This is a genomic window from Olleya marilimosa CAM030, assembly GCF_000518485.1.
Lineage (GTDB): Bacteria > Bacteroidota > Bacteroidia > Flavobacteriales > Flavobacteriaceae > Olleya > Olleya marilimosa.
The window spans coordinates 135,542-155,800 of record NZ_KI912443.1 but is presented as its reverse complement, the minus strand read 5'-3'; the positions used below and the strand labels follow the sequence as shown (position 1 = coordinate 155,800).

Here is a 20,259-nt window from a genome sequence, read left to right as displayed (position 1 = left end):
AATTATTTTATTAGTTTTTTAATACCTGAGAATAACATTGCTCCAGCAGCTGCTAAAATTAGTATATAAAAAGCAACTAATCCTGCTCCTACCATTTTAGATTCTCCTTCAGTAGCTACTATCCCATTATAGAAGTATTCTTTAACATCTCCACCAGATACTGCATAAGCAATAACTAATACTAATAAGAATGCTCCCACTCCTACTAATGTATTTTTAAGAGATTTTCCTCCTGTAAATAGATTTTTTAGTACAAAAAACACTACAAAAGCTAATACTAATCCTAGAATAATATAAGCAACAATTGCCATAGGATCTACTATTGAAGTATCACCATCTAAAGCTGCTGCTTTAATAGCCTCATCTCCTTTTGCAATAATGTTAACTAATATACCAATTCCAGCCAAACTCAATACTAAAGCAACTATTTTTAAAATCTTGTGCATAATCTTTAATTTTTAAAGTTAGTAATTGAGTAAATTATTTCTTGTACTTAGATAACATATCCATTAAGTTAATAGAAGAGTCTTCCATATCGTTAACAATACTGTCTATCTTAGCGATAATGTAATTGTAAAAAATTTGTAATATAATTGCTACAATAAGTCCAAATACAGTAGTTAATAAGGCTACTTTAATACCTCCTGCTACTAATGATGGTTGCATATCTCCTGCAGCTTCAATTTTATCAAATGCTTGGATCATACCAATTACAGTTCCCATGAACCCTAACATTGGTGCTAAAGCGATAAATAAAGAAATCCAAGAAACGTTTTTCTCTAATTGTCCCATTTGTACTCCACCGTAAGCAACAACTGCTTTTTCAGCAGACTCTAAGTCTCCATCTGCTCTGTCTAAACCTTGGTAAAAGATAGATGCAACAGGTCCTTTTGTGTTACGACAAACTTCTTTAGCTGCTTCTAATCCACCTGATTGAAGTGCATCTTCTACATCTTGAGTTAACTTTTTAGAGTTAGTTGTAGATAAATTTAAAAAGATAATTCTCTCGATAGCAATTGCTAAACCAAGAATTAAACATAGTAATACAATCCCCATAAATCCTGGTCCACCTTCAATAAAACGTTTTTTAAGTTCTTGGTGGAACGTTAAGTTTTCGTCTGCAGTTGCAGCAGCAGCATCTGGTTCATCTTGTGTAAGTACTACAGTAGTTGCAGTCGTCATTGCTGCGTTAGTAGTTGCATTTGCAGTTCCGAATGCCATGATACACGCTATGGCTAGGATAGAAAATAATCTTTTCATTTTGTTGTTCTTAATTTTATTAGTTAAAGTGTTAAAGATATAAAAAAAATGTAATTAAAAATAAAAAATACAAAAAGAGCTAAGTAAAATCATACAAAACTACTTTTATCCCGTTTATATTTTATCAAGACATAGAAATATCTTGCAGAGAGGAAGGGATTCGAACCCTCGATACGCTATTAACGCATACACGCTTTCCAAGCGTGCGCCTTAAGCCACTCGGCCACCTCTCTGTAATTATCACTAATTACGTGGGCAAATAACAAAAAAATATCTTAACGTTAAAATTTTGAGGGTTAATTTTAAGACATTTCTCCACGTAAAGACGTTTCATATATGGTTTTGAAGAGGTTAGCTGATATATTTTCTCCTAATAAATACATTAATTTACATAGTGCTGCCTCTGTGGTTATATCTTTTCCTGATATTAAACCAATTCTCTTAAGCTTCTCACTAGTTTCATATTGTCCCATTAGTACACTTCCTCCAGAACATTGTGTTACATTTATAATTGGTATACCTTTATTTATGGTCTCCTTTAATAACTGCAAAAACCAATCTTTTGTTGTGCAGTTTCCTGCGCCATAGGTTTCCAAAATTATTCCTTTTAATCCTTCGGTTTTAAAAATACTTTCTAAAAGGTTTCTAGAGATTCCTGGAAACAGTTTTACCAATGCTATATTTGAGTCTAAATCCTTATGTACTACTAAATCTTTTCTAGTGTTAGGTTTAAATAAATACTCGTTATTAACTTTAAGGTGCACACCGCTTTCTGCCAAATCTGGATAATTTAGACTTGCGAATGCTTCAAAATGTTCTGCATTAATTTTAGTGGTACGATTAGCTCTGTATAATTTATACTCAAAATACAAGCCTACTTCTTTAATTACAGGTTTATTGTAATATTGTAAGGATGCAATTTGAATTGATGTTATTAAATTTTCTTTAGCATCTGTCCGCAAATCTCCTATTGGCAGCTGCGATCCTGTAAAAATCACAGGCTTAGCTAAATGTTCTAACATAAAACTTAAAGCTGACGCTGTATAACTCATGGTATCGCTACCATGTAGCACAACAAATCCATCAAAAAGCTGATAGTTTTGCTGGATAACCTCAGCAATTTGAACCCAATATTTAGGCTCCATATTACTAGAATCTATAGGCTCTTCAAAAGAATAGGTTTCTATGGTACATTCTAGCAATTTTAACTCTGGTATGCGGTCTAATAAATTTGCAAAATCAAAAGCGCGTAAGGCTCCTGTTTCTGGATCTTTTATCATACCAATAGTTCCACCAGTGTAAATAAGAAGTATATTAGGTATTGTTTTAGTCATAAGTTTTTAGATACCGAAAACCGCTTTTGAGTTCTCTGTTGTAATGTCGGCAATTTTTTGTTCAGATACTTGGTAAATTTCAGATAACTTCTGTACAACCTTTATTATATAGCTACTTTCATTACGCTTACCTCTAAACGGTTTTGGCGCCAAATAAGGTGCGTCTGTTTCTAAAACAATGTGTGATAAATCTATTTGGTTTAAGAACTGATCTATCTTACCGTTTTTAAAGGTTGCTACACCTCCAATTCCAAGTTTCATGTTATAAGATATAGCTTGATGTGCTTGTTCCAATGTACCAGTAAAACAATGAAAGATTCCAAATAAATCGTCTGACTTTTCTTCCTCTAAAATTTCGAAAATCTCATCAAATGCTTCGCGACAATGGATAACGATAGGTAACTTATGTTGCTTTGCTAATTTAATTTGTTTTCTAAAAGCCTCTTGCTGAATGGCTAAGGTAGTTTTATCCCAATATAAATCAATACCAATCTCTCCTACTGCGTAAAATTTATGCGAGTTTAGCATTTCTGTTACATGTGCTATCTCATCTATATAATTTTCTTTGACATGTGTTGGATGCAAACCCATCATTAAAAACACATGTTTTGGATAGTCCTTTTCTAGCTGTAACATACTTGCGGTGTAACTACTATCTATTGCTGGAATAAACAATCTAGAAACTCCAGCTTCTAAAGTACGTTGCATCATGTCTGCTCTATCGTCATCAAAAGCTTCGCTATATAAATGTGTATGTGTGTCTGTAATTATCATGACGCAAAAATAAAAAAGTCATCAAGGATTTGATGACTTTTAGATAAGTATTTTAAGTCCTTATATATAGGTAGTATATTATTCTAGTTTATTTAATAATTTTAGTGCTTGATTATAGTCATCTGCATCTTTTGGTATTGTAAGTAATATCGTTTTACATTCTGCTTCTTTTTCCTGCTTTAACTTGCTTAAGGCTAAGTACCATTTTGCTTTGTTGTTATAGGCTGAGCTTCCTTGTGAGATATCATCTAGTATGGTTTCTGCTTTAGCAAATTCATCTAATTCTATATTTGTAATAGCATAATAAAAATTGTACTCGACGTTATCAGGATCGTCCTGCAGCAATTCTTCCAAATACGCTTTAGCTTTTTTGTAATCTTTATTATTAAATGCTTTTGTTGTTTTTATTAATAGACCAATATTACCTTCTGCATCTCTTACTGAAAAATCTATAGTGTCATGCGTATTAAAGTCCGAGTAATTAGCGCCTCCAGAAAATTGATTGTAGGCAAAAAAGCCCATTACCAGAGCTATACTTGCTGCTATTGCTAATTTATAAAAATTAAAGCTTTTTTTAACTGCAATAGGGTGTTCTTGATCTTCTAGCTTTGTAAAATATTTATGAGAAATGCCATCTAAATTAGCTTTAAAATCTGAGTTTTTATTCTTGTTGCCTATTTCGTGCTCTAAATTTGTTGATAGTTGTTTGTAAATTGTAAAGGCTTGTTTAAAATTTTGATCTGTTTTTAATCTGTTTTCAAAATCTAGAATCTGATCTGCAGACAAATCGCCAGCTAAATAGTTTTCAAAAAGGATATAATCTTGCTCTTCCATACTATTAATAATTAAGTTGATTAAAAGTTGGCGACTCTTTAACTAGCTTGGTTAGCTGTCCTATACATAAGGATTTTTTCTTTCTTGCGTAAGCATAACTTACATTAAGACTTTTAGCTACTTCTTCCATGGATTTTATTTTAAATGTAGCTTGTAGTAAATCTTTACAAGCATCTCCTAATTTTTGAAACATCTGATTAAACAATTTTTGCTTGTCCTCAAAAACAGAGGTCTCAAATGATAGTTGATAAGCGTCGTCATCCTTAGATAGGGTTTCTTCGTTTATTGTTACCTCTTTATTATTACTTTTTTTTAAAACATTAAGCCATTTACGTTTACAAAGTAAAAAAAAGTAAGCATCAAAAGGACAGGTTAATTGCAAGCCTTTTTGACTGCCTTGATTGTAAATGGTTATTATCGTGTCTTGGATAATATCCTGTGCGTTGTCTGCATCACCACTATTTTGTTTAATATAATTAATCACTTTAGGCGCAAACTTATCATATATAGCCTGAATTATAAAGGCATTGTTGTTTACCAATCCATCCACATACTTCTGGTCTTCATGTATTTTTTTTTGACTCATAAACCCTTTGTTTCCAACGAATTTAAAAAAACTTAGCAAAACATGGGTAACAAATTTTAAATGGTTTTGATATAAGGGTGTAACAATCAAATTAGACCAAATACACAAACTAAAAAATAAACACTTTAAAACTTAGAAATTATGAACTTTTCAAAAAAAAATCAAAATCACGTTATCAAGTCTAAATTTAACGTAAGTAAAAAGTCAATTTTAATTATTGCAACTTTAGTACTAGGATTAATTAATCTAAATGCTACAAACTTAATCACAAATCCTAATAGCACGACATCTATCAAGCTTACTAAAGACGAATTAATTACAGTTTACGACTGGACAGTTGTTACTACTAACGGAACATTTTCCGGAACTGCTACAACACTATTTGAAGCCAAAAAGCGATCAAACTTAGTAGGTCAAAACGAAGTTGTATTAGAAAGAAAAATAACACATTATGTTGTCCTAAAAAGTGAGGTGTTTAAAACAGAACGTCGTGTATATTTTTGGGAAGTAAAAAGCGAAAAAGGACACGCAAAAGGCTATGCTACTTCTGAAGCTTATGCAAACCAAATGATACGCTTAGTTGCAGAAGGAGATATAATTTCTCATAAAATAATTGCTAGCGGAAATAAAAAAGAATAATAAATAGGGTAACAAAACACACACACTATTTATATAACGATATAAACCTTTAAACTATAAAATCATGAAAAATTTAAAAACAATTTTTGGAACACTATTAATGACCTTAACATTACTAACTAGTTGCGAAACTAAAGACGATGGAGACAATGACTTTAACAATGCTGTTGACATTGCCACAGCACAGGAATTTAAAAACATTAAAGATATAGCCTTAGATAATCTGACTCAAAACTTTAGCTTTAATGCAGACGACGGAAACATTACTTTAACTTCTGCCAATGGAGTACAAATCAATATTAACGGTAATTGCTTAACCTTAAACGGTAACCCTGTTACTGGACAAGTCCAATTAGAATACGTAGAGTTGTTTGAAAAAGGCAACATGCTTACATCTAACAAGCCTACTATGGGAACACTACCAAATGGTGATAAAACCTTACTAATATCTGGAGGCGAGTTTTTTATTGAAGCCACACAAAATGGTAGCGCATTAGATACAACCTGTGGTTTACAACTTATTATTCCTGCTAGTTTAACAGGAGGAGCAGATCCATTAATGTCACTTTGGGAAGGCGAAATTGATGCAGAAGACAATTTAACTTGGGACGAGGTAGAGGATGCTACTGGTCAAGGTGGTGTTTTTGTAGAAGGAAGCGAATATTACGGATTATTACAAGGTTTTGGATGGTCTAACGTAGATCGTTTTTATAGCGACCCAAGACCAAAAACATTAATACAAGTTCAAGCACCAATTGGATACAACTTTACTAATAGCGCTGTGTATTTATCTTATAATGGAGAAGATTCAGGTTTAGCTGCTTTGGATACTTATGACGGAACATTAAACTTATTTAGCGAGCATTATGGACAAATACCAATTGGGTTAGAGTGTCACGTAATTTTTGTAACAGAAGACAATGGTATTTGGAGATATGCAATCAAACCAGTGACAATAGTAGCAAATGATATTATAACGTTTACTATGGATGACACAACAACAGGAACAGAAGCAACCTTAACCGCTTTAATAAATGGTTTACCATAAACCATTAGCCTACTTAAACTTAAAAGTCAGAAATTAATTTTTCTGACTTTTTATATTTAAACATCTATTGTAATAGCCCATTGCTTTACTTAAAACCTCCACTTATAGATTGTAAAGCAAATATCAATATTATTATTACTAAATTTAGTATCTAAACCACACCACCAATGAAAACTATAATCGCTATTATTTTCACCCTAAGTTTAACCAACCTTAGCTTAAGTCAGGATACAGTAATAGATACTACTAGACGTACTGCTACCATAGATTATAAAATAGAAGGCAAACAGGTCCAATTCTCTCCAAACGCACCACAACTAAATCAAATAGCTGGTGCACCTAAAGCGTTTTACACAAATTATTGGGAATTTGGAGATGGTACCTACAGCAAAGAAAATAACCCAACTAAGGTTTATAAAAAACCCGGAGACTATGAGGTAAGACTGTGGGCTACCAATAATTACGACACAGGCAAACCACCAACCACTAGACCTAAAAAAATAAGAGTAAATACTGCAGATGACACCTATCAAGAACAAGCGTCTATGGAAGATGCAATAGATTTACAACGAAATAGAGAGCCCATTCCAGAAGAAGAAATAGTGCTAATTTACAAATACAAAAACACCAAAGATTACACCACAAACGGTAAAGTCTATTTGTTTTATAACGAAGCAAAATATGGCGACGACAATTTTACTATTACAGATGTGAGAACGTATCATGGCGAGATTGAACAAGATAACGACAACCTAGTTTACACCTCTAAACCAGAAAACAAAACCTATTACGCTTCCGCAGAAATTCAAAGCTTGCGTAATACATTTAGTCCACAAGACTCTACCGAAAGACAAAATCTACCATTAACACTTGCTCAAGCTAAAGCCAACTATAAAAACTCAAGTCAATTAAGCTTTAGCAACATGCAACCAAATGAAGAGCGTAATATATTTTACACCTTAAAAACCACACCAGAAATGCTAAAGGATACTAGTGCTATAATTTCGGTTAGAGGCGTTTATATTCCAGATGATAACTATGATGACCATAATGTAAAAGACATGGAAATGGAAATTGTTACCTCTCATGATCCCAATAAAATGTCCTCAAACGCTACTTTTTTAAATTACAGATTAGTGCGTTACAAAAAACCTAAATTTAAAATTAGATTTCAAAATAATGGCGAAGGTCCTGCAACCACAATTAGACTAGAAACAGACATACCAGATATGTTTGATAAAGCTACTATTGAAGTTTTAGACATGTACCCAAAAGTAAAAATATGCCCAAAATACGAGGTCCAATATAGCTGCCTAGATACAAGCTATACACAAAAACAAGCCATATTCACTTTTAAAAACATTTACTTACCAGGAAGTCAGCAAAAAAATGTTAAGGTTTATGACTCTACAAAAGGTTTTGTACAATACCGCATCAAGTTTGGTAAGGATTTTCATAAGCAAAAAACCAAATCACGTACTGCAATTATTTTTGACAAAAACGACCCAATAATAACTAATTATTCCACAACCCGCTTTTTACCAGGTATATCTATTGGTGCAAAAGCTGGTTACAACCTATTCTCGGATTTAGATAATTCTAAAAGTTACTTTGTAGGCGCCACAGTTTCGCCTTACAAATCCTACAAATGGTATTGGCAAGTAGAACTTTTAAACAGTTTTCATAGCTTTGATAGCAATAAAACGGTTAGCCAAACTATTATAGGAGAACCTGGAATTGATGACAGAATACAGCGCACAACAACCACCAAATCCTATGACAATATCGATTGGGAAATCCCTGTATTAGCAAGATATAACCTAAACAATTATATTGGTGTTGGAGCAGGTTTACAAGGTGCGCTATCCATTAGTCAAAAAATTACTAAAAACGTATTAATTGAAGAATTTGAAAACACAAACATACAACCACCATTTTTACTAGATTCATCGCAAACTTCTTCCACAACCAAAGAGAATTTTACCAGTTTTAGAACTGGATTTTTGGTCGAGGCTACTGCTGGATTTGCCAGAATAGGTCCAAGTCTAGGTGCACGTTACGTTTTCAACTTAAAAGACAATTACAATTACCTACAATTGTATGCCATTTGGAAGTTTTAACTAACAACACTGATATGTATTTATAGTTTTAAAAATGAAAAATAGCCTTATCATATTATTTTGTCTAATCATTGTAAATTGCTTTTCGCAAGATTTAGAAGAAAGTATTTATGTGGCAACCGAAACTTTTAATACAAATAGAACTGCTGAAACTTTTTCTATTTTAATAAAAAACGAAGCTAATTTTTCATCAAAATTAAAAACCAAAGACGAGTATTTTGCTTATTTGTTTTTATTAGTCAATAAAGCGGACTATTTATATCGTAATAACCAACAATCTAAAGCAATTACCACTTATGAGGCTGCATTGGATATTTACAATAAACACCAATTAAACAAAACCTTTGTATATGATATAACCGAGTATTGCTTAAAACCCTTAGGCATACTTTATAATAAAGTTGGTGACTATACCAATGCAGAAAATACAATTAAACATTACATCTTTCTAGCAGAGCAGCAAAATAACATTCCACACAGAATAAGTGGAGCAATAAACTTAGCAAATCTTTATTATACTATTGGCAAATATAATTCTGCTATTAATATTGCCAAAAATGGCTTAGCTATAAAAGGAGCTTCAACTTTACAAAAGCAAACATTGCAAAGCATTATTAACATTAGTACAATGCAAATTAAAGATGCAATTGTACCAGAAACCCAAAAAGAAATTGATAGCAAATACCACTTAGCTTTAAAAAACAAAGACTATAAAGCTGCATTATACTATTTTCAAACTAAATATTTACACATAAAACAAGACACACTTACTGCCAGAACAAAAGCTAAATTACATTTTGAAGAAGCCCAATTACATTATAAGCTAAACGACTTAAAAAGCACAGCATTAAAATTACAGCTTGCGCTAAAAGCTTTATTACCAAATTATAATCCAGATGCATTACCTAATAAAGAAACTTTATATCCCGAAAATACATTTATAGATATTTTTGACTTATTGGCAAGGCTTCAATCTAATTATAACAATGCGTTAGCCTGTTACAATTTAAGTTTTTACGTTTCCAATCTATTAACTAAAAACCTAACCTCACAAGAGTCTAAACTTATTAATCTTTATGCCAATCGCAAACGTAGTGAGTCCAGTATTACATTGCTTTTTGATGCTTTTCAAACAACAAAAGACACGACACTTATAAAGGAAGCCTTTATTTATGCCGAAAAAAATAAAGCTGCTGTTTTAAAAGAAATTATAGGCAAAAAGTCGCTTTTAAAACGTCATCCTACAGATAGTTTATTAATTACAGAAATGTCATTACTTAAACAACAAGAGCATTTAACCAACTTATTAATTAAAGCCCAATACCAACAAAAAGCAAAAGAAATTGATAAAATAAGTCAAGCGTTAACCTCTGTTAGCATTACTTTAAAACAATTAAAAACTAAAATAAATAGCAAATATCCCGACGCAAGCAAAACAGAAATTTCGGTAAAAAAATTACAACAGAAATTAAATCAAGACCAAGCTGTGTTGGTAGAATATTTTTATGGCAAACATTTTGTTTATCAATTTATAATTTCGGCAACAGCCATAAGTTTAAATAGCATTAAAAGAGATACGGTATTTAACACATCTATTAATAATTATATAGGATATTTTGAAAATTCTTCTGTGATAAACAATAACATTTCGCAATTTACTAATGACGCTTTTAAATTATATAAAACCTTACTGTTAGATAAGACTTCAGAGTTTAAAAATGTAGTAATAATAACAGATGGATTTTTAAATTTTATTCCGTTTGAAAGTTTATTAACCCAAAACACAAATTCAACAAATTATTCTAAAATGCCTTTTGTTGTAAACAATCAAGTATTAGCATACAATACTAGCGCGTTATTTTATTTAAATGCTTCCGATTTTAAATATATCGATAGCGTTTTAGGTGTGTTTCCTGTGTTTGACAACAGTAATACAAAACTAACATTCTCGTTAGACGAAGCCGAAAGTATTAATAAAGAAACTAATGCTAAATTTTTAATGCATCAAGCTGCTACTAAAAACGATGCATTACTACAAGCTAAAAACTATGGTGTATTACACTTATCTACGCACGCTAATAGCGGAACCTTTACCATACCTGCAAACATAGATTTTATTGACCAAAAATTATATTTAAACGATTTATACAGTCTTGATCTTAATAACCAATTGGTAGTCCTAAGTGCTTGCGAAACTGGTGTTGGAAAACTACAAAAAGGAGAAGGCAGCATGAATTTAGCTAGAGGTTTTCAATATGCAGGAGTTGAAAACATCCTTTTCTCTTTATGGAAAATTAATGACTTATCTACCTCGCAATTAATGGCTTTTTTTTATAAAAACTATAGTCAAACACAATCGCCATTTTTAGCTAATCGATTATCAAAATTGGATTATTTAAGCAATCAATCTATTTCTAATGTAAAAAAGTCGCCATACTATTGGAGTACCTTTATCTATTATGGTCACTTAACAGCAAAAACACCCAACTCAAATTTAAAATATATCATTTTTGCTTTTATTGGTTTAGGGATTGCTTTACTTTTATGGATTATAATACTTAAACGCAAAAATGGATCAAACGCTTAAAGACTTTTTATTTGCAAAAAACTATATAAGAGTCAAATTAAAATTAACTAAGACTAATCATTTTGAAATAAAAGCGTCCATTAACGGAGTAAAAGGTCTGTTTATTTTAGACACAGGAGCATCCAACAGTTGTGTTGGTTTTGAAGCTGCACAAAAATTTAGCTTAAAAAAGGTTAAGGACTCTAAAATCTTAGCTGCAGGAGCAGGTGCAATAGGCATGTTTACACAAGTATCCAAAAACAACACCCTGAAAATTGGTCGCCTTAAAATTGATAAATCAGCTTTAGTATTGTTTGATTTAAGTCATGTAAATGCTGCATTAATAAACCATAACGCACAACCAGTGGACGGAATAATTGGAGCTGATGTCTTAAAAAAGATAAAAGGAATAATCGATTACGAAAAAAAATATTTGTACCTAAAAAAATTAGTCTAACAGCTTATTTTTTTATAATTTTAATAACCAAAATCCAACCTTTAAAAGACCTTCTAGAATATGAAAGCATCAATAGTAATAGCAGATGACCATCCTTTAATGCTTAGAGGATTATCTGATTTTATTACCTCTAGAGGATTTAAAATAATTGGAAGTGCAGAAGACGGACAAACTGCCTATAACTTAATAGTTAAATTAAAACCTGATTTAGCTTTACTTGACATCAGAATGCCAAAAATGACTGGATTAGATGTTGCTGAAGCTTGTTTTAAAAATGAACTAAAAACCAAAATTATATTAATCACTTTTGACAACGAAGAGCATTTATTTGACAAAGCTCGAGCTTGCAATGTTTATGGTTATATTTTAAAAGAATTTGCGGTTGAAGAAATTGAAACCTGCATTAAACATGTTTTAAAAGGCGAAGCTTATTTTAGTGAAGAGATTGCCTCTTACTTAAACTCTAAAGTGACTTTTTCTAGTTCAAACTTATTAGAAATATTAACACCTACAGAATTAAAGGTTGTTAAGTTACTTGCTGATAAATTAACCTCAGCCGAGATTTCGAAAGAATTAGCAAGCTCTACCAGAACCATTGAAAAACATAGAAGTAATATTGTTAAAAAACTAGATCTTAAAAAATCGCATAACGAGCTTATGCTTTGGGCTAATATGAATAAAGACCTTATTAAAAACACTTAGGGTTACACACAATATTATTTGTTTGCTAAGGGCATCATGTTTTAACAACAAGCAAACTTACTTAGTAAATACAGACTATTAAAGCTTTAATTGACATCTCAATTAAAGCTTTTTTTTATTATAATAAAGTCAGAAAAAATACGTAGTTCTACGTATTTCACACCTCATTTATATCATTTATCTTAGCAGTGCTATTAAATCAATTTTTAGGGAAAATTGGTAAAAGCTCTAAAGCGACTATTTGTTTTAGAGCTTTTTTTTGGAAAAGACTTAAATAAAAATACGTAGTTCTACGTATTTCACACCTCGATTATTACTTATATCTTAGCAGTGCTATTAATCAATTTATGAAGAATTGAGAAAGCTCTAAATCATTAATTTGTTTGGAGCTTTTTTTTTGGAAAAGACTCAAATAAAAATACGTAGTTCTACGTATTTCACACCTCATTTATATCTTTTATCTTAGCAGTGCTATTAAATCAATTTTTAGGGAAATTGAGAAAGCTCTAAAGCAACATTATGTTTTGGAGCTTTTTTTTGTGCTAAACCCAAGTAAAAATACGTAGTTCTACGTATTTCATATGTCCTTTATACAGTATACCTTTACCATGCTATTAATTAGTTCTTAGGGAGAATTATTTAAAGAAAACTCTGTACTGTAATGGTGCAGAGTTTTTAATTAATCAAAATTATGGATTTAGAAAAAAGAACACAGGAGCAAAATCGTATTATAGCTGCTTGTATTATTATACTAACAGTTATTATTATTGCTTTTAATATATTTATTTTTTTAGATAAATAGAAACAAAAAAAAAGGGAACAACTACTGTTGTTCCCTTTTTTATAAAAGCATTATGTTTATTAAAGCTCTAAAGCTTTTTTAATATCGTTATTCATTAGTAATTCAGTTGGGTTTTCTAAAGCCTCTTTAACTGCTACTAAAAACCCTACACTCTCTTTACCATCAATTATTCTGTGGTCATAAGATAATGCAACGTACATCATAGGATGTATTTCAACTTTACCATTAACAGCTATAGGACGCTCAATAATATTGTGCATTCCTAAAATACCACTTTGAGGTGGGTTTATAATTGGCGTAGATAACATACTTCCAAATACACCTCCATTTGTAATAGTAAATGTTCCTCCTGTCATTTCATCTACGGTAATTTGACCATCTCTAGCTCTAAGGGCTAAACGTTTAACTTCAGATTCTACACCTCTAAAAGATAAATTTTCAGCATTTCTAATTACTGGAACCATTAATCCTTTTGGTCCTGAAACAGCAATACTAATATCAACAAAGTTAAATGTTTTCATTTCTTTAGCATCAATCATCGAGTTTACTGCTGGATACATTTGTAATGCACGTACAACAGCTAACGAGAAAAATGACATAAACCCTAAGCCAACACCATGTTTAGCTTTAAAAGTCTCTTTATATTCGTTTCTTAATGCAAAAATAGGAGACATGTTTACTTCGTTAAAAGTAGTTAACATGGCTGTAGTATTTTTTGCTTCAACTAAACGCTCTGCTACTTTACGACGTAACATTGACATTTTAGTATTAGTAGAGCTACGATCTCCTCCAGTTGGAGTTCCCATAGATGGCACAGCTTTAACTGCATCTTCTTTAGTGATACGTCCATCTTTTCCTGTTCCTGTTACAGATGATGCATCCATATCCTTTTCTGCTAATATTTTCTTAGCTGCTGGACTTGCTGTACCAGATGCATAAGTTTTTGTTGCAGGATTTGGAGCTTTAGCTGAGTCTGTATTTGGTGTTGCCTTTTGGTCTTTAGCCAAATCTTTTTCAGCGTTTGTGTTTCCACCTTCATCACCACCTTCAAAAGTGCTACTTGCTGGTGCTTCTGCACTTGTGTCAATTAAACATACAACTTGACCAACTGCGACAGCATCTCCTTCTTCAGCTTTAAGCGTAATAATTCCGCTTGCTTCTGCAGGTAACTCTAAAGTTGCTTTATCACTATCTACTTCAGCAATTGCTTGGTCTTTTTCTACATAATCACCATCTTGAACTAACCATTCTGCTATTTCAACCTCTGTGATAGATTCGCCTGGAGAAGGCACTTTCATTTCTAAAATCATCGTAATGTAACTTTATATTGTTGTGTTATTTTTATTTTTTTGCTAAATCTAATTGAATAAGTGCAAACTTATTATCCGTTCCTAATAAGAAATACCCATTATAAATGCCTTTATCAAAAGTAATCGTATAATTGTTTCCTGTACGAACTGTATCCTTATATTCAATTGATTTAATTTTCCCTAAAGCTTCCATGTTTACTTCTTGTGTAAAGTAAGCTTTAGTTTTTTCTAGGGTTAAAACTTGTTTAAAATTATTATCAAACATGTTAAAAATACTAGTAACATCTCCATTATTGTAATGGTTTTGAAAACTAGTTACTGCATTTTTATAGTTATCTTTTTCTTGTGCTATTCCTATAGTGGATATCAAGAGTGCTAAAATTAAAAGTAACTTTTTCATGTTTATATATTTATAGCTTATCGCTGGTTATTTTTTGTCTTATCAAATACAAAATCTATGACTTCTTTATGACGTTTTTTAGAACGCACAGAACTACCTGCTGCTGGTGCACCATAAGGACGTCTAGAGGCTAGCCTAAAAGTTTTAGCTTCATCTAAATGCATTAACATGTGTGCATAAGCTCCCATATTTCTTGGTTCTTCTTGTGCCCAAACAATGTCTTCTGCATTTTTGTATTTGGCTAATATCTCTCTAATTTGTGTCGTTGGTAAAGGAAACAACTGCTCTATTCTAATTAAAGCAACATCTTCTCTGTTTAAATTTTCACGTTCCTCATCTAAATCGTAATAGAATTTACCTGTTAAAAACACTAATGTTTTTACTTTATCTGCTTTAACAGCAGCGTCATCTATTAACATTTGGAATGCTCCATTTGCAAATTCTTCAACTGTACTAACACATTTTGGATGACGTAATAAACTTTTTGGTGTAAACACAATTAGTGGCTTACGGTAATTAGTTTTCATTTGACGTCTTAGCAAGTGAAAAAAGTTAGCTGGTGTTGTACAATCTGCAACAAACATATTGTCTTTTGCACATAATTGTAAGTAACGTTCCATACGTGCTGAAGAGTGTTCTGCACCTTGTCCTTCATAACCATGTGGTAACAACATGACTAACCCGTTTTGGGTTTTCCACTTATCTTCTCCAGCAGAAATATATTGGTCTAGCATGATTTGTGCACCATTACTAAAGTCTCCAAATTGTGCTTCCCAAATAGTTAATGTATTAGGACTTGCCATAGCATATCCATAATCAAAACCTACAACGCCATATTCTGACAATAGTGAGTTGAAAATATGAAATTGACCTTGTTTATCGCTTACTTGGTTTAATAGTAAAATTTCTTCTTCACTATCTTCTACCTTGACAACTGCATGTCTATGAGAGAATGTTCCACGCTCTACATCTTGACCAGATATACGTACATTATAACCTTCGTCTAATAAGGTTCCGTAAGCTAAATGCTCTGCCATAGCCCAATCTAATCTGTTTTCGTCAAACATGGTTTGACGATCGTTAATTAAACGTTCTATTTTTCTGATAAACTTTTTATCTTTTGGTAGGTTAGAAATCACTTTAGTAATTTCTGCTAATCTTTTTGAATCTGTGGTTGTATCCACGGATTGCATCATAGTGGTTTCATCTACTTGAGTAAAATCTTTCCATTGCTCCTCCATAAACGGAGTGATTACGGTTTTATCTTCCTTACGTGAATCCTCTAATTTTTCCTCTAGACTAGACTTGTAATCGTTTTCTAATTGTTTAACATAATCCTTATCAATGATACCTTGTGCAACTAATTTGGCTGCATAAATATCTCTTGGATTAGCATGCTTAGCAATTGCTTTATATAATTTTGGTTGTGTAAATCTAGGCTCATCACCTTCATTGTGACCATATTTTCTATATCCTAATAAATCTATAAAGACATCTCTTTTAAAATTCATTCTAAAGTCTAAAGCAAATAACATAGCGTGTACTACAGCTTCGGCATCATCTGCATTTACGTGTAACACAGGTGATAATGTTACTTTACCAATATCTGTACAATACGTACTTGATCTTGCATCTAAATAGTTAGTTGTAAATCCAACTTGATTATTAACGACAACGTGGATGGTTCCGTTAGTTTTGTAACCATCTAATTGTGCCATTTGTACAACCTCGTAAACCAAACCTTGACCTGCTATTGCTGCATCACCATGGACTACTATTGGTAGTACTTTACTAAAGTTGTCACTATATAATGTGTCTTGTTTTGCTCTAACAATACCTTCTACTACTGCTCCAACAGTTTCTAAGTGCGAAGGGTTAGGCGCAATACTTAAATTTATTTTTTTGCCATTATCGGTTTGACGGTTACTTGTCCAACCCAAATGGTACTTAACATCTCCATCAAATACTTCTTGCTCGTAATCTTTACCATCAAATTCGCTAAAGATATCTTTCGCAGATTTTCCAAATATATTTGTTAATGTACTTAAACGACCTCTGTGTGCCATTCCCATAACAAATTCCTGAACACCAAGTTCTGCAGCTTTTTCAATGACTGCGTCTAAACCAGGAATTAAAGACTCTCCTCCTTCTAAAGAGAAACGTTTTTGTCCAACATATTTAGTATGTAAAAAACTTTCAAACGATACGGCTTCGTTTAATTTTTTAAGGATGTGCTTTTTTTGCTCACCAGTAAAATTAGGTTGATTATCGTTAATGTTAAGTTTATTTTGAATCCACTGAATTTCGTCAGGTTTTCTAATGTACATATACTCAACACCTATAGCATCACAATAGATACTATTTAAATGTTTTAAGATTTCTCTTAGCGTTTGCGCTCCAATACCTAAAATATCACCAGCATTAAATGTGGTATCTAAATCAGACTGTGACAGTCCAAAGTTTTCTACATCAAGAGTTGGCTCGTACCTGCGACGATCTCTGACAGGATTGGTTTTAGTAAATAAATGACCTCTATTACGATAACCATCTATTAATTTAACAACCTGAAATTCTTTTTGAACATGTTCTGGTATTTGACTTGAAACACCTTCAACAATTTCGCCTTCTAGTCCATAGTTTTCTGATCCAAAGTCGTAACCTTGAAAAAAGGCTCTCCAACTAGGCTCAACAGAGTCCGGGTTTATTGTATATTGTTCGTATAAATCAGCAAAGTATGCTGTATGTGCTGCGTTTAAAAAGGAGTATTTATCCATTATTTTCTTTAAGACGTGTTCGCTTCAACAAAATTTTATCAAAAATACAACTTTTACTAAATATAGAGATGCTTTTATTATATTTATAACATTCTTAAAATTCTAAATTAATAATTATGAAATTCAGCACTCTAAAACACCATAAAATTATTGTTTTAACAATCTTTTCGTGTTTATTCCTCACTTTTAGCAATGCACAGGATGATTTCCCACAACAAAAAAGTGAATTTTGGAAAAATGTTAGATTTGGAGGAGGCTTGGGTTTAAGCACAGGAAATAATTTTTTTAGTGCAACTTTAGCGCCTAGTGCTATTTATCAATTTGACAATACTTTTGCTTTAGGTGTTGGATTAAATGGAACTTACAATAGAAGTAAAAACATTTACAAATCAACAATTTTAGGAGGAAGTATTATGGGACTTTTTAATCCAATACAGGAAATCCAATTATCTGCCGAGTTTGAACAGCTAAATGTTAATCAAAAATTTGAAGGTGTTTTTGCAAATAATTCAGATCGTAATTATTGGGTACCTGCATTATTTGTTGGTGCAGGTTACAGAACAAATAATGTAACCATTGGAGTAAGATACGATTTACTATATGACGAAAACGATAGTGTTTATGCAGATGCTTTTGTACCGTTTGTGAGAGTCTTCTTTTAAACCTAAATACAATTTATTTTATATTTTAAGGTGACTTAAGTCACCTTTATGGCTTTAATTACACTTTATTTTTGATAAAATTTAAACTTATAAAGTCATGTCAAAATTACATTCAATTATTTTAGTATTAGGTTTTGTGTTAATAAGCTGTGGTGGCAATGAGAAAAAAACTAAAGAAAACTTTAGCTATCAGCGACCGCCTTCGTCTAAAGTAGAATCAAATCCTGAACAAAATACAGTATCAAACACTGTAGACCTAACTAACAAAGGAATTGGCCCAATAAAAACACTAACCTTATCTGATCAAATAGATACTAAAAAGGTATCTCACGGTAAAGAAGTCTACGATAAAATGTGCACAGCATGTCATAGATCTGATAAAAAATTTATTGGTCCAGCACCAAAAGACATTTTAAAAAGACGTACACCAGAATGGGTTATGAATATGATTTTAAATCCTGAAGAGATGCTGAAAAATGATCCAATTGCTAAAGATTTATTAAAAGAATATAATAATACGCCTATGATTAATCAAGGACTATCAGAAGCTGATGCACGTGCTGTTTTGGAATACTTTAGAACACTTTAAACACATTAAAGTATGGTTTAAACTTTTATGAATATTTATGTCTAAACCATACTTTTTGCCATTCTCTTTTTAAGATTAAAAAGGTCACCTCTTCCGACAATTGCAGTGTATCACTTCCATCTAATTTTTTAATAGCATCTTCTGATACATCAATAATATAGAGTAAATTTAAGTATTCCGCAAACTTTTCTTGAATCAGTTTATATACTGTTTCATGTAATATTAATTTTAGACTTGATGGTAAAATGTCTTCATCAAAATCCAAATCAATATTTGCGTACAAAAAATCTTTATTAAGTTGCAACACCAATTTTTTATAAAGCTTTAAATTGTTAGCTTCTGTAATTAAAGCTTCAAAAGTTGCAGGTAAAGTCATTTACTTAATTTAAACCGTTCTGGTCATTAAACCCTTGCCAAATTCGCGAAGCAATTCTTTTTTGTCCTCAGAGATTGTTAAAGTATCTAACACATCAAATGCTTTTTTAGTGTAAGCTTTTATAGCATCCTGAGTGGCTTCAGCAGATTTAGAATCTATAAAATATTGTTTTACTGTTTCAATTTTCTCTGTATTATCATCTAATTGTACAGAAAACAATTGTTCTAGTTTTACTTTATCTTTTTGGTTTAAAAACTCTAAAGCTTTTAAATATAAATAGGTCTTTTTGTTTTCAATAATATCACCTCCAACTTGTTTACCAAAGGATTCTGGATCACCAAATGCATCTAGATAATCGTCTTGTAATTGAAAAGCAATACCTAACAATCTTCCAAACTGATAAATACTATTTTGATTTTCTTCGGACGTTTCTGCAACTATGGCTCCCATTTTCATGGCTGCACCAACCAAAACAGCGGTCTTATACTCAATCATTTTTAAGTACTCTGGTATAGTAACATCGTCTCTAGTTTCAAAATCAACATCATATTGTTGTCCCTCGCAAACCTCTAAAGCAGTTTTACTAAATAACTTTGCTAAGGCTTGAAAAGTTGTAGGCTTATAGTTTTCAAATAACTGATATGCCATAATTAACATCGCATCTCCAGATAAAATACCAGTATTTAAATCCCATTTTTCGTGTACAGTTTGCTGACCTCGTCTTAAAGGAGCATCATCCATAATGTCGTCATGCACTAACGAAAAATTATGAAACACCTCAACACTTAATGCTGCATCTAAAGCCTTTTGGTAATCTGTACCAAAAATCTCGGCAGTCATTAATGTTAATACTGGTCTTAAACGCTTACCTCCTAATTGCAATATATAATGTATTGGACTATATAGGTTTTCTGGTTGCTTTGGTGACGAATAGTCTTTTAAATAATCTGTAAAAGCAGATTGATAAAATAAAATGTTTTGCATTCTGCAAAAATAAAGCAAATACTGCTAACAAACTATTGTCTA

At 31.8% G+C, this 20,259-nt stretch carries 19 protein-coding genes and 1 tRNA gene; 8 read left to right on the top strand and 12 right to left on the bottom strand.

The window, feature by feature from the left end:
• Nucleotides 1-2 precede the first annotated feature (2 nt).
• The 7 genes from M890_RS0114630 to M890_RS0114600 form a co-directional block, all read right to left on the bottom strand.
• Nucleotides 3-446: a hypothetical protein gene (locus M890_RS0114630; protein WP_028284232.1), complete on the bottom strand. Its 444-nt coding sequence runs from the start codon at nucleotides 444-446 to the stop codon at nucleotides 3-5.
• A gap of 34 nt (nucleotides 447-480) precedes the next feature.
• Nucleotides 481-1,260: a MotA/TolQ/ExbB proton channel family protein gene (locus M890_RS0114625; RefSeq protein WP_028284231.1), complete on the bottom strand. Its 780-nt coding sequence runs from the start codon at nucleotides 1,258-1,260 to the stop codon at nucleotides 481-483.
• Nucleotides 1,261-1,405: 145 nt separating this feature from the next.
• Nucleotides 1,406-1,493, bottom strand: a tRNA-Ser gene (locus M890_RS0114620).
• 69 nt (nucleotides 1,494-1,562) lie between these two features.
• Nucleotides 1,563-2,594 carry an asparaginase gene (locus tag M890_RS0114615; RefSeq protein ID WP_028284230.1) on the bottom strand — a complete coding sequence of 344 codons (1,032 nt, stop codon included), beginning with the start codon at nucleotides 2,592-2,594 and terminating at the stop codon, nucleotides 1,563-1,565.
• A 6-nt stretch (nucleotides 2,595-2,600) separates the two neighbouring features.
• Nucleotides 2,601-3,368 (bottom strand): TatD family hydrolase, encoded by a 768-nt coding sequence (locus tag M890_RS0114610; RefSeq protein WP_028284229.1) that lies wholly within the window; start codon nucleotides 3,366-3,368, stop codon nucleotides 2,601-2,603.
• Between the two features lie 78 nt (nucleotides 3,369-3,446).
• Nucleotides 3,447-4,202 carry a tetratricopeptide repeat protein gene (locus M890_RS0114605; RefSeq protein WP_028284228.1) on the bottom strand — a complete coding sequence of 252 codons (756 nt, stop codon included), beginning with the start codon at nucleotides 4,200-4,202 and terminating at the stop codon, nucleotides 3,447-3,449.
• A gap of 4 nt (nucleotides 4,203-4,206) precedes the next feature.
• On the bottom strand, nucleotides 4,207-4,788 hold the full coding sequence (locus M890_RS0114600; RefSeq protein ID WP_028284227.1) for a sigma-70 family RNA polymerase sigma factor: 582 nt from the start codon (nucleotides 4,786-4,788) through the stop codon (nucleotides 4,207-4,209).
• A 141-nt stretch (nucleotides 4,789-4,929) separates the two neighbouring features.
• Here M890_RS0114600 and M890_RS0114595 point away from each other — a divergent pair, with 141 nt between their 5' ends.
• The 6 genes from M890_RS0114595 to M890_RS0114570 all read left to right on the top strand — a co-directional run bounded on the left by M890_RS0114595 (nucleotide 4,930) and on the right by M890_RS0114570 (nucleotide 12,320).
• The gene (locus M890_RS0114595; RefSeq protein WP_028284226.1) at nucleotides 4,930-5,427 is read left to right on the top strand and encodes a hypothetical protein; all 498 of its coding nucleotides are present in this window, start codon (nucleotides 4,930-4,932) and stop codon (nucleotides 5,425-5,427) included.
• Nucleotides 5,428-5,491: 64 nt separating this feature from the next.
• The gene (locus tag M890_RS0114590) at nucleotides 5,492-6,475 is read left to right on the top strand and encodes a hypothetical protein (protein WP_036597720.1); all 984 of its coding nucleotides are present in this window, start codon (nucleotides 5,492-5,494) and stop codon (nucleotides 6,473-6,475) included.
• Nucleotides 6,476-6,642: 167 nt separating this feature from the next.
• Nucleotides 6,643-8,595 carry a PKD domain-containing protein gene (locus M890_RS0114585; protein ID WP_028284224.1) on the top strand — a complete coding sequence of 651 codons (1,953 nt, stop codon included), beginning with the start codon at nucleotides 6,643-6,645 and terminating at the stop codon, nucleotides 8,593-8,595.
• 34 nt (nucleotides 8,596-8,629) lie between these two features.
• Nucleotides 8,630-11,182 carry a CHAT domain-containing protein gene (locus M890_RS0114580; protein ID WP_051437557.1) on the top strand — a complete coding sequence of 851 codons (2,553 nt, stop codon included), beginning with the start codon at nucleotides 8,630-8,632 and terminating at the stop codon, nucleotides 11,180-11,182.
• A complete protein-coding gene (locus tag M890_RS0114575; protein ID WP_028284222.1) occupies nucleotides 11,166-11,618 on the top strand; it encodes a retropepsin-like aspartic protease in 453 nt (150 codons plus the stop codon). The genes M890_RS0114580 and M890_RS0114575 overlap by 17 nt, the downstream gene beginning before the upstream one ends.
• 60 nt (nucleotides 11,619-11,678) lie before the next feature.
• Nucleotides 11,679-12,320, top strand: coding sequence for a response regulator (locus M890_RS0114570; protein WP_028284221.1), 642 nt, complete (start codon nucleotides 11,679-11,681; stop codon nucleotides 12,318-12,320).
• 861 nt (nucleotides 12,321-13,181) lie between these two features.
• On the opposite strand, the gene odhB is transcribed toward M890_RS0114570, so the two are convergent.
• From odhB to M890_RS0114550, 3 genes are read right to left on the bottom strand one after another with little or no spacing between them, the layout of a single operon-like run.
• Complete coding sequence (gene odhB, locus M890_RS0114560; RefSeq protein ID WP_028284220.1) at nucleotides 13,182-14,432, bottom strand: 2-oxoglutarate dehydrogenase complex dihydrolipoyllysine-residue succinyltransferase; 1,251 nt, start codon at nucleotides 14,430-14,432, stop codon at nucleotides 13,182-13,184.
• 31 nt (nucleotides 14,433-14,463) lie between these two features.
• Entirely contained in the window at nucleotides 14,464-14,832 is a 369-nt protein-coding gene (locus tag M890_RS0114555; RefSeq protein ID WP_084553701.1) for a DUF3887 domain-containing protein, read from the bottom strand.
• Nucleotides 14,833-14,849: 17 nt separating this feature from the next.
• Nucleotides 14,850-17,606 carry a 2-oxoglutarate dehydrogenase E1 component gene (locus tag M890_RS0114550; protein ID WP_028284218.1) on the bottom strand — a complete coding sequence of 919 codons (2,757 nt, stop codon included), beginning with the start codon at nucleotides 17,604-17,606 and terminating at the stop codon, nucleotides 14,850-14,852.
• Nucleotides 17,607-17,722: 116 nt separating this feature from the next.
• On the opposite strand from M890_RS0114550, the gene M890_RS0114545 reads away from it, so the two are divergent.
• Nucleotides 17,723-18,268 carry a hypothetical protein gene (locus M890_RS0114545; RefSeq protein ID WP_028284217.1) on the top strand — a complete coding sequence of 182 codons (546 nt, stop codon included), beginning with the start codon at nucleotides 17,723-17,725 and terminating at the stop codon, nucleotides 18,266-18,268.
• A gap of 97 nt (nucleotides 18,269-18,365) precedes the next feature.
• Nucleotides 18,366-18,857 carry a c-type cytochrome gene (locus tag M890_RS0114540; protein ID WP_028284216.1) on the top strand — a complete coding sequence of 164 codons (492 nt, stop codon included), beginning with the start codon at nucleotides 18,366-18,368 and terminating at the stop codon, nucleotides 18,855-18,857.
• Nucleotides 18,858-18,882: 25 nt separating this feature from the next.
• Here M890_RS0114540 and M890_RS0114535 read toward each other — a convergent pair whose 3' ends face one another.
• Both M890_RS0114535 and M890_RS0114530 read right to left on the bottom strand, forming a co-directional pair.
• The gene (locus M890_RS0114535) at nucleotides 18,883-19,233 is read right to left on the bottom strand and encodes a hypothetical protein (RefSeq protein ID WP_028284215.1); all 351 of its coding nucleotides are present in this window, start codon (nucleotides 19,231-19,233) and stop codon (nucleotides 18,883-18,885) included.
• 9 nt (nucleotides 19,234-19,242) lie between these two features.
• Nucleotides 19,243-20,217 (bottom strand): polyprenyl synthetase family protein, encoded by a 975-nt coding sequence (locus M890_RS0114530; protein ID WP_028284214.1) that lies wholly within the window; start codon nucleotides 20,215-20,217, stop codon nucleotides 19,243-19,245.
• Between the last annotated feature and the right edge of the window lie 42 nt (nucleotides 20,218-20,259).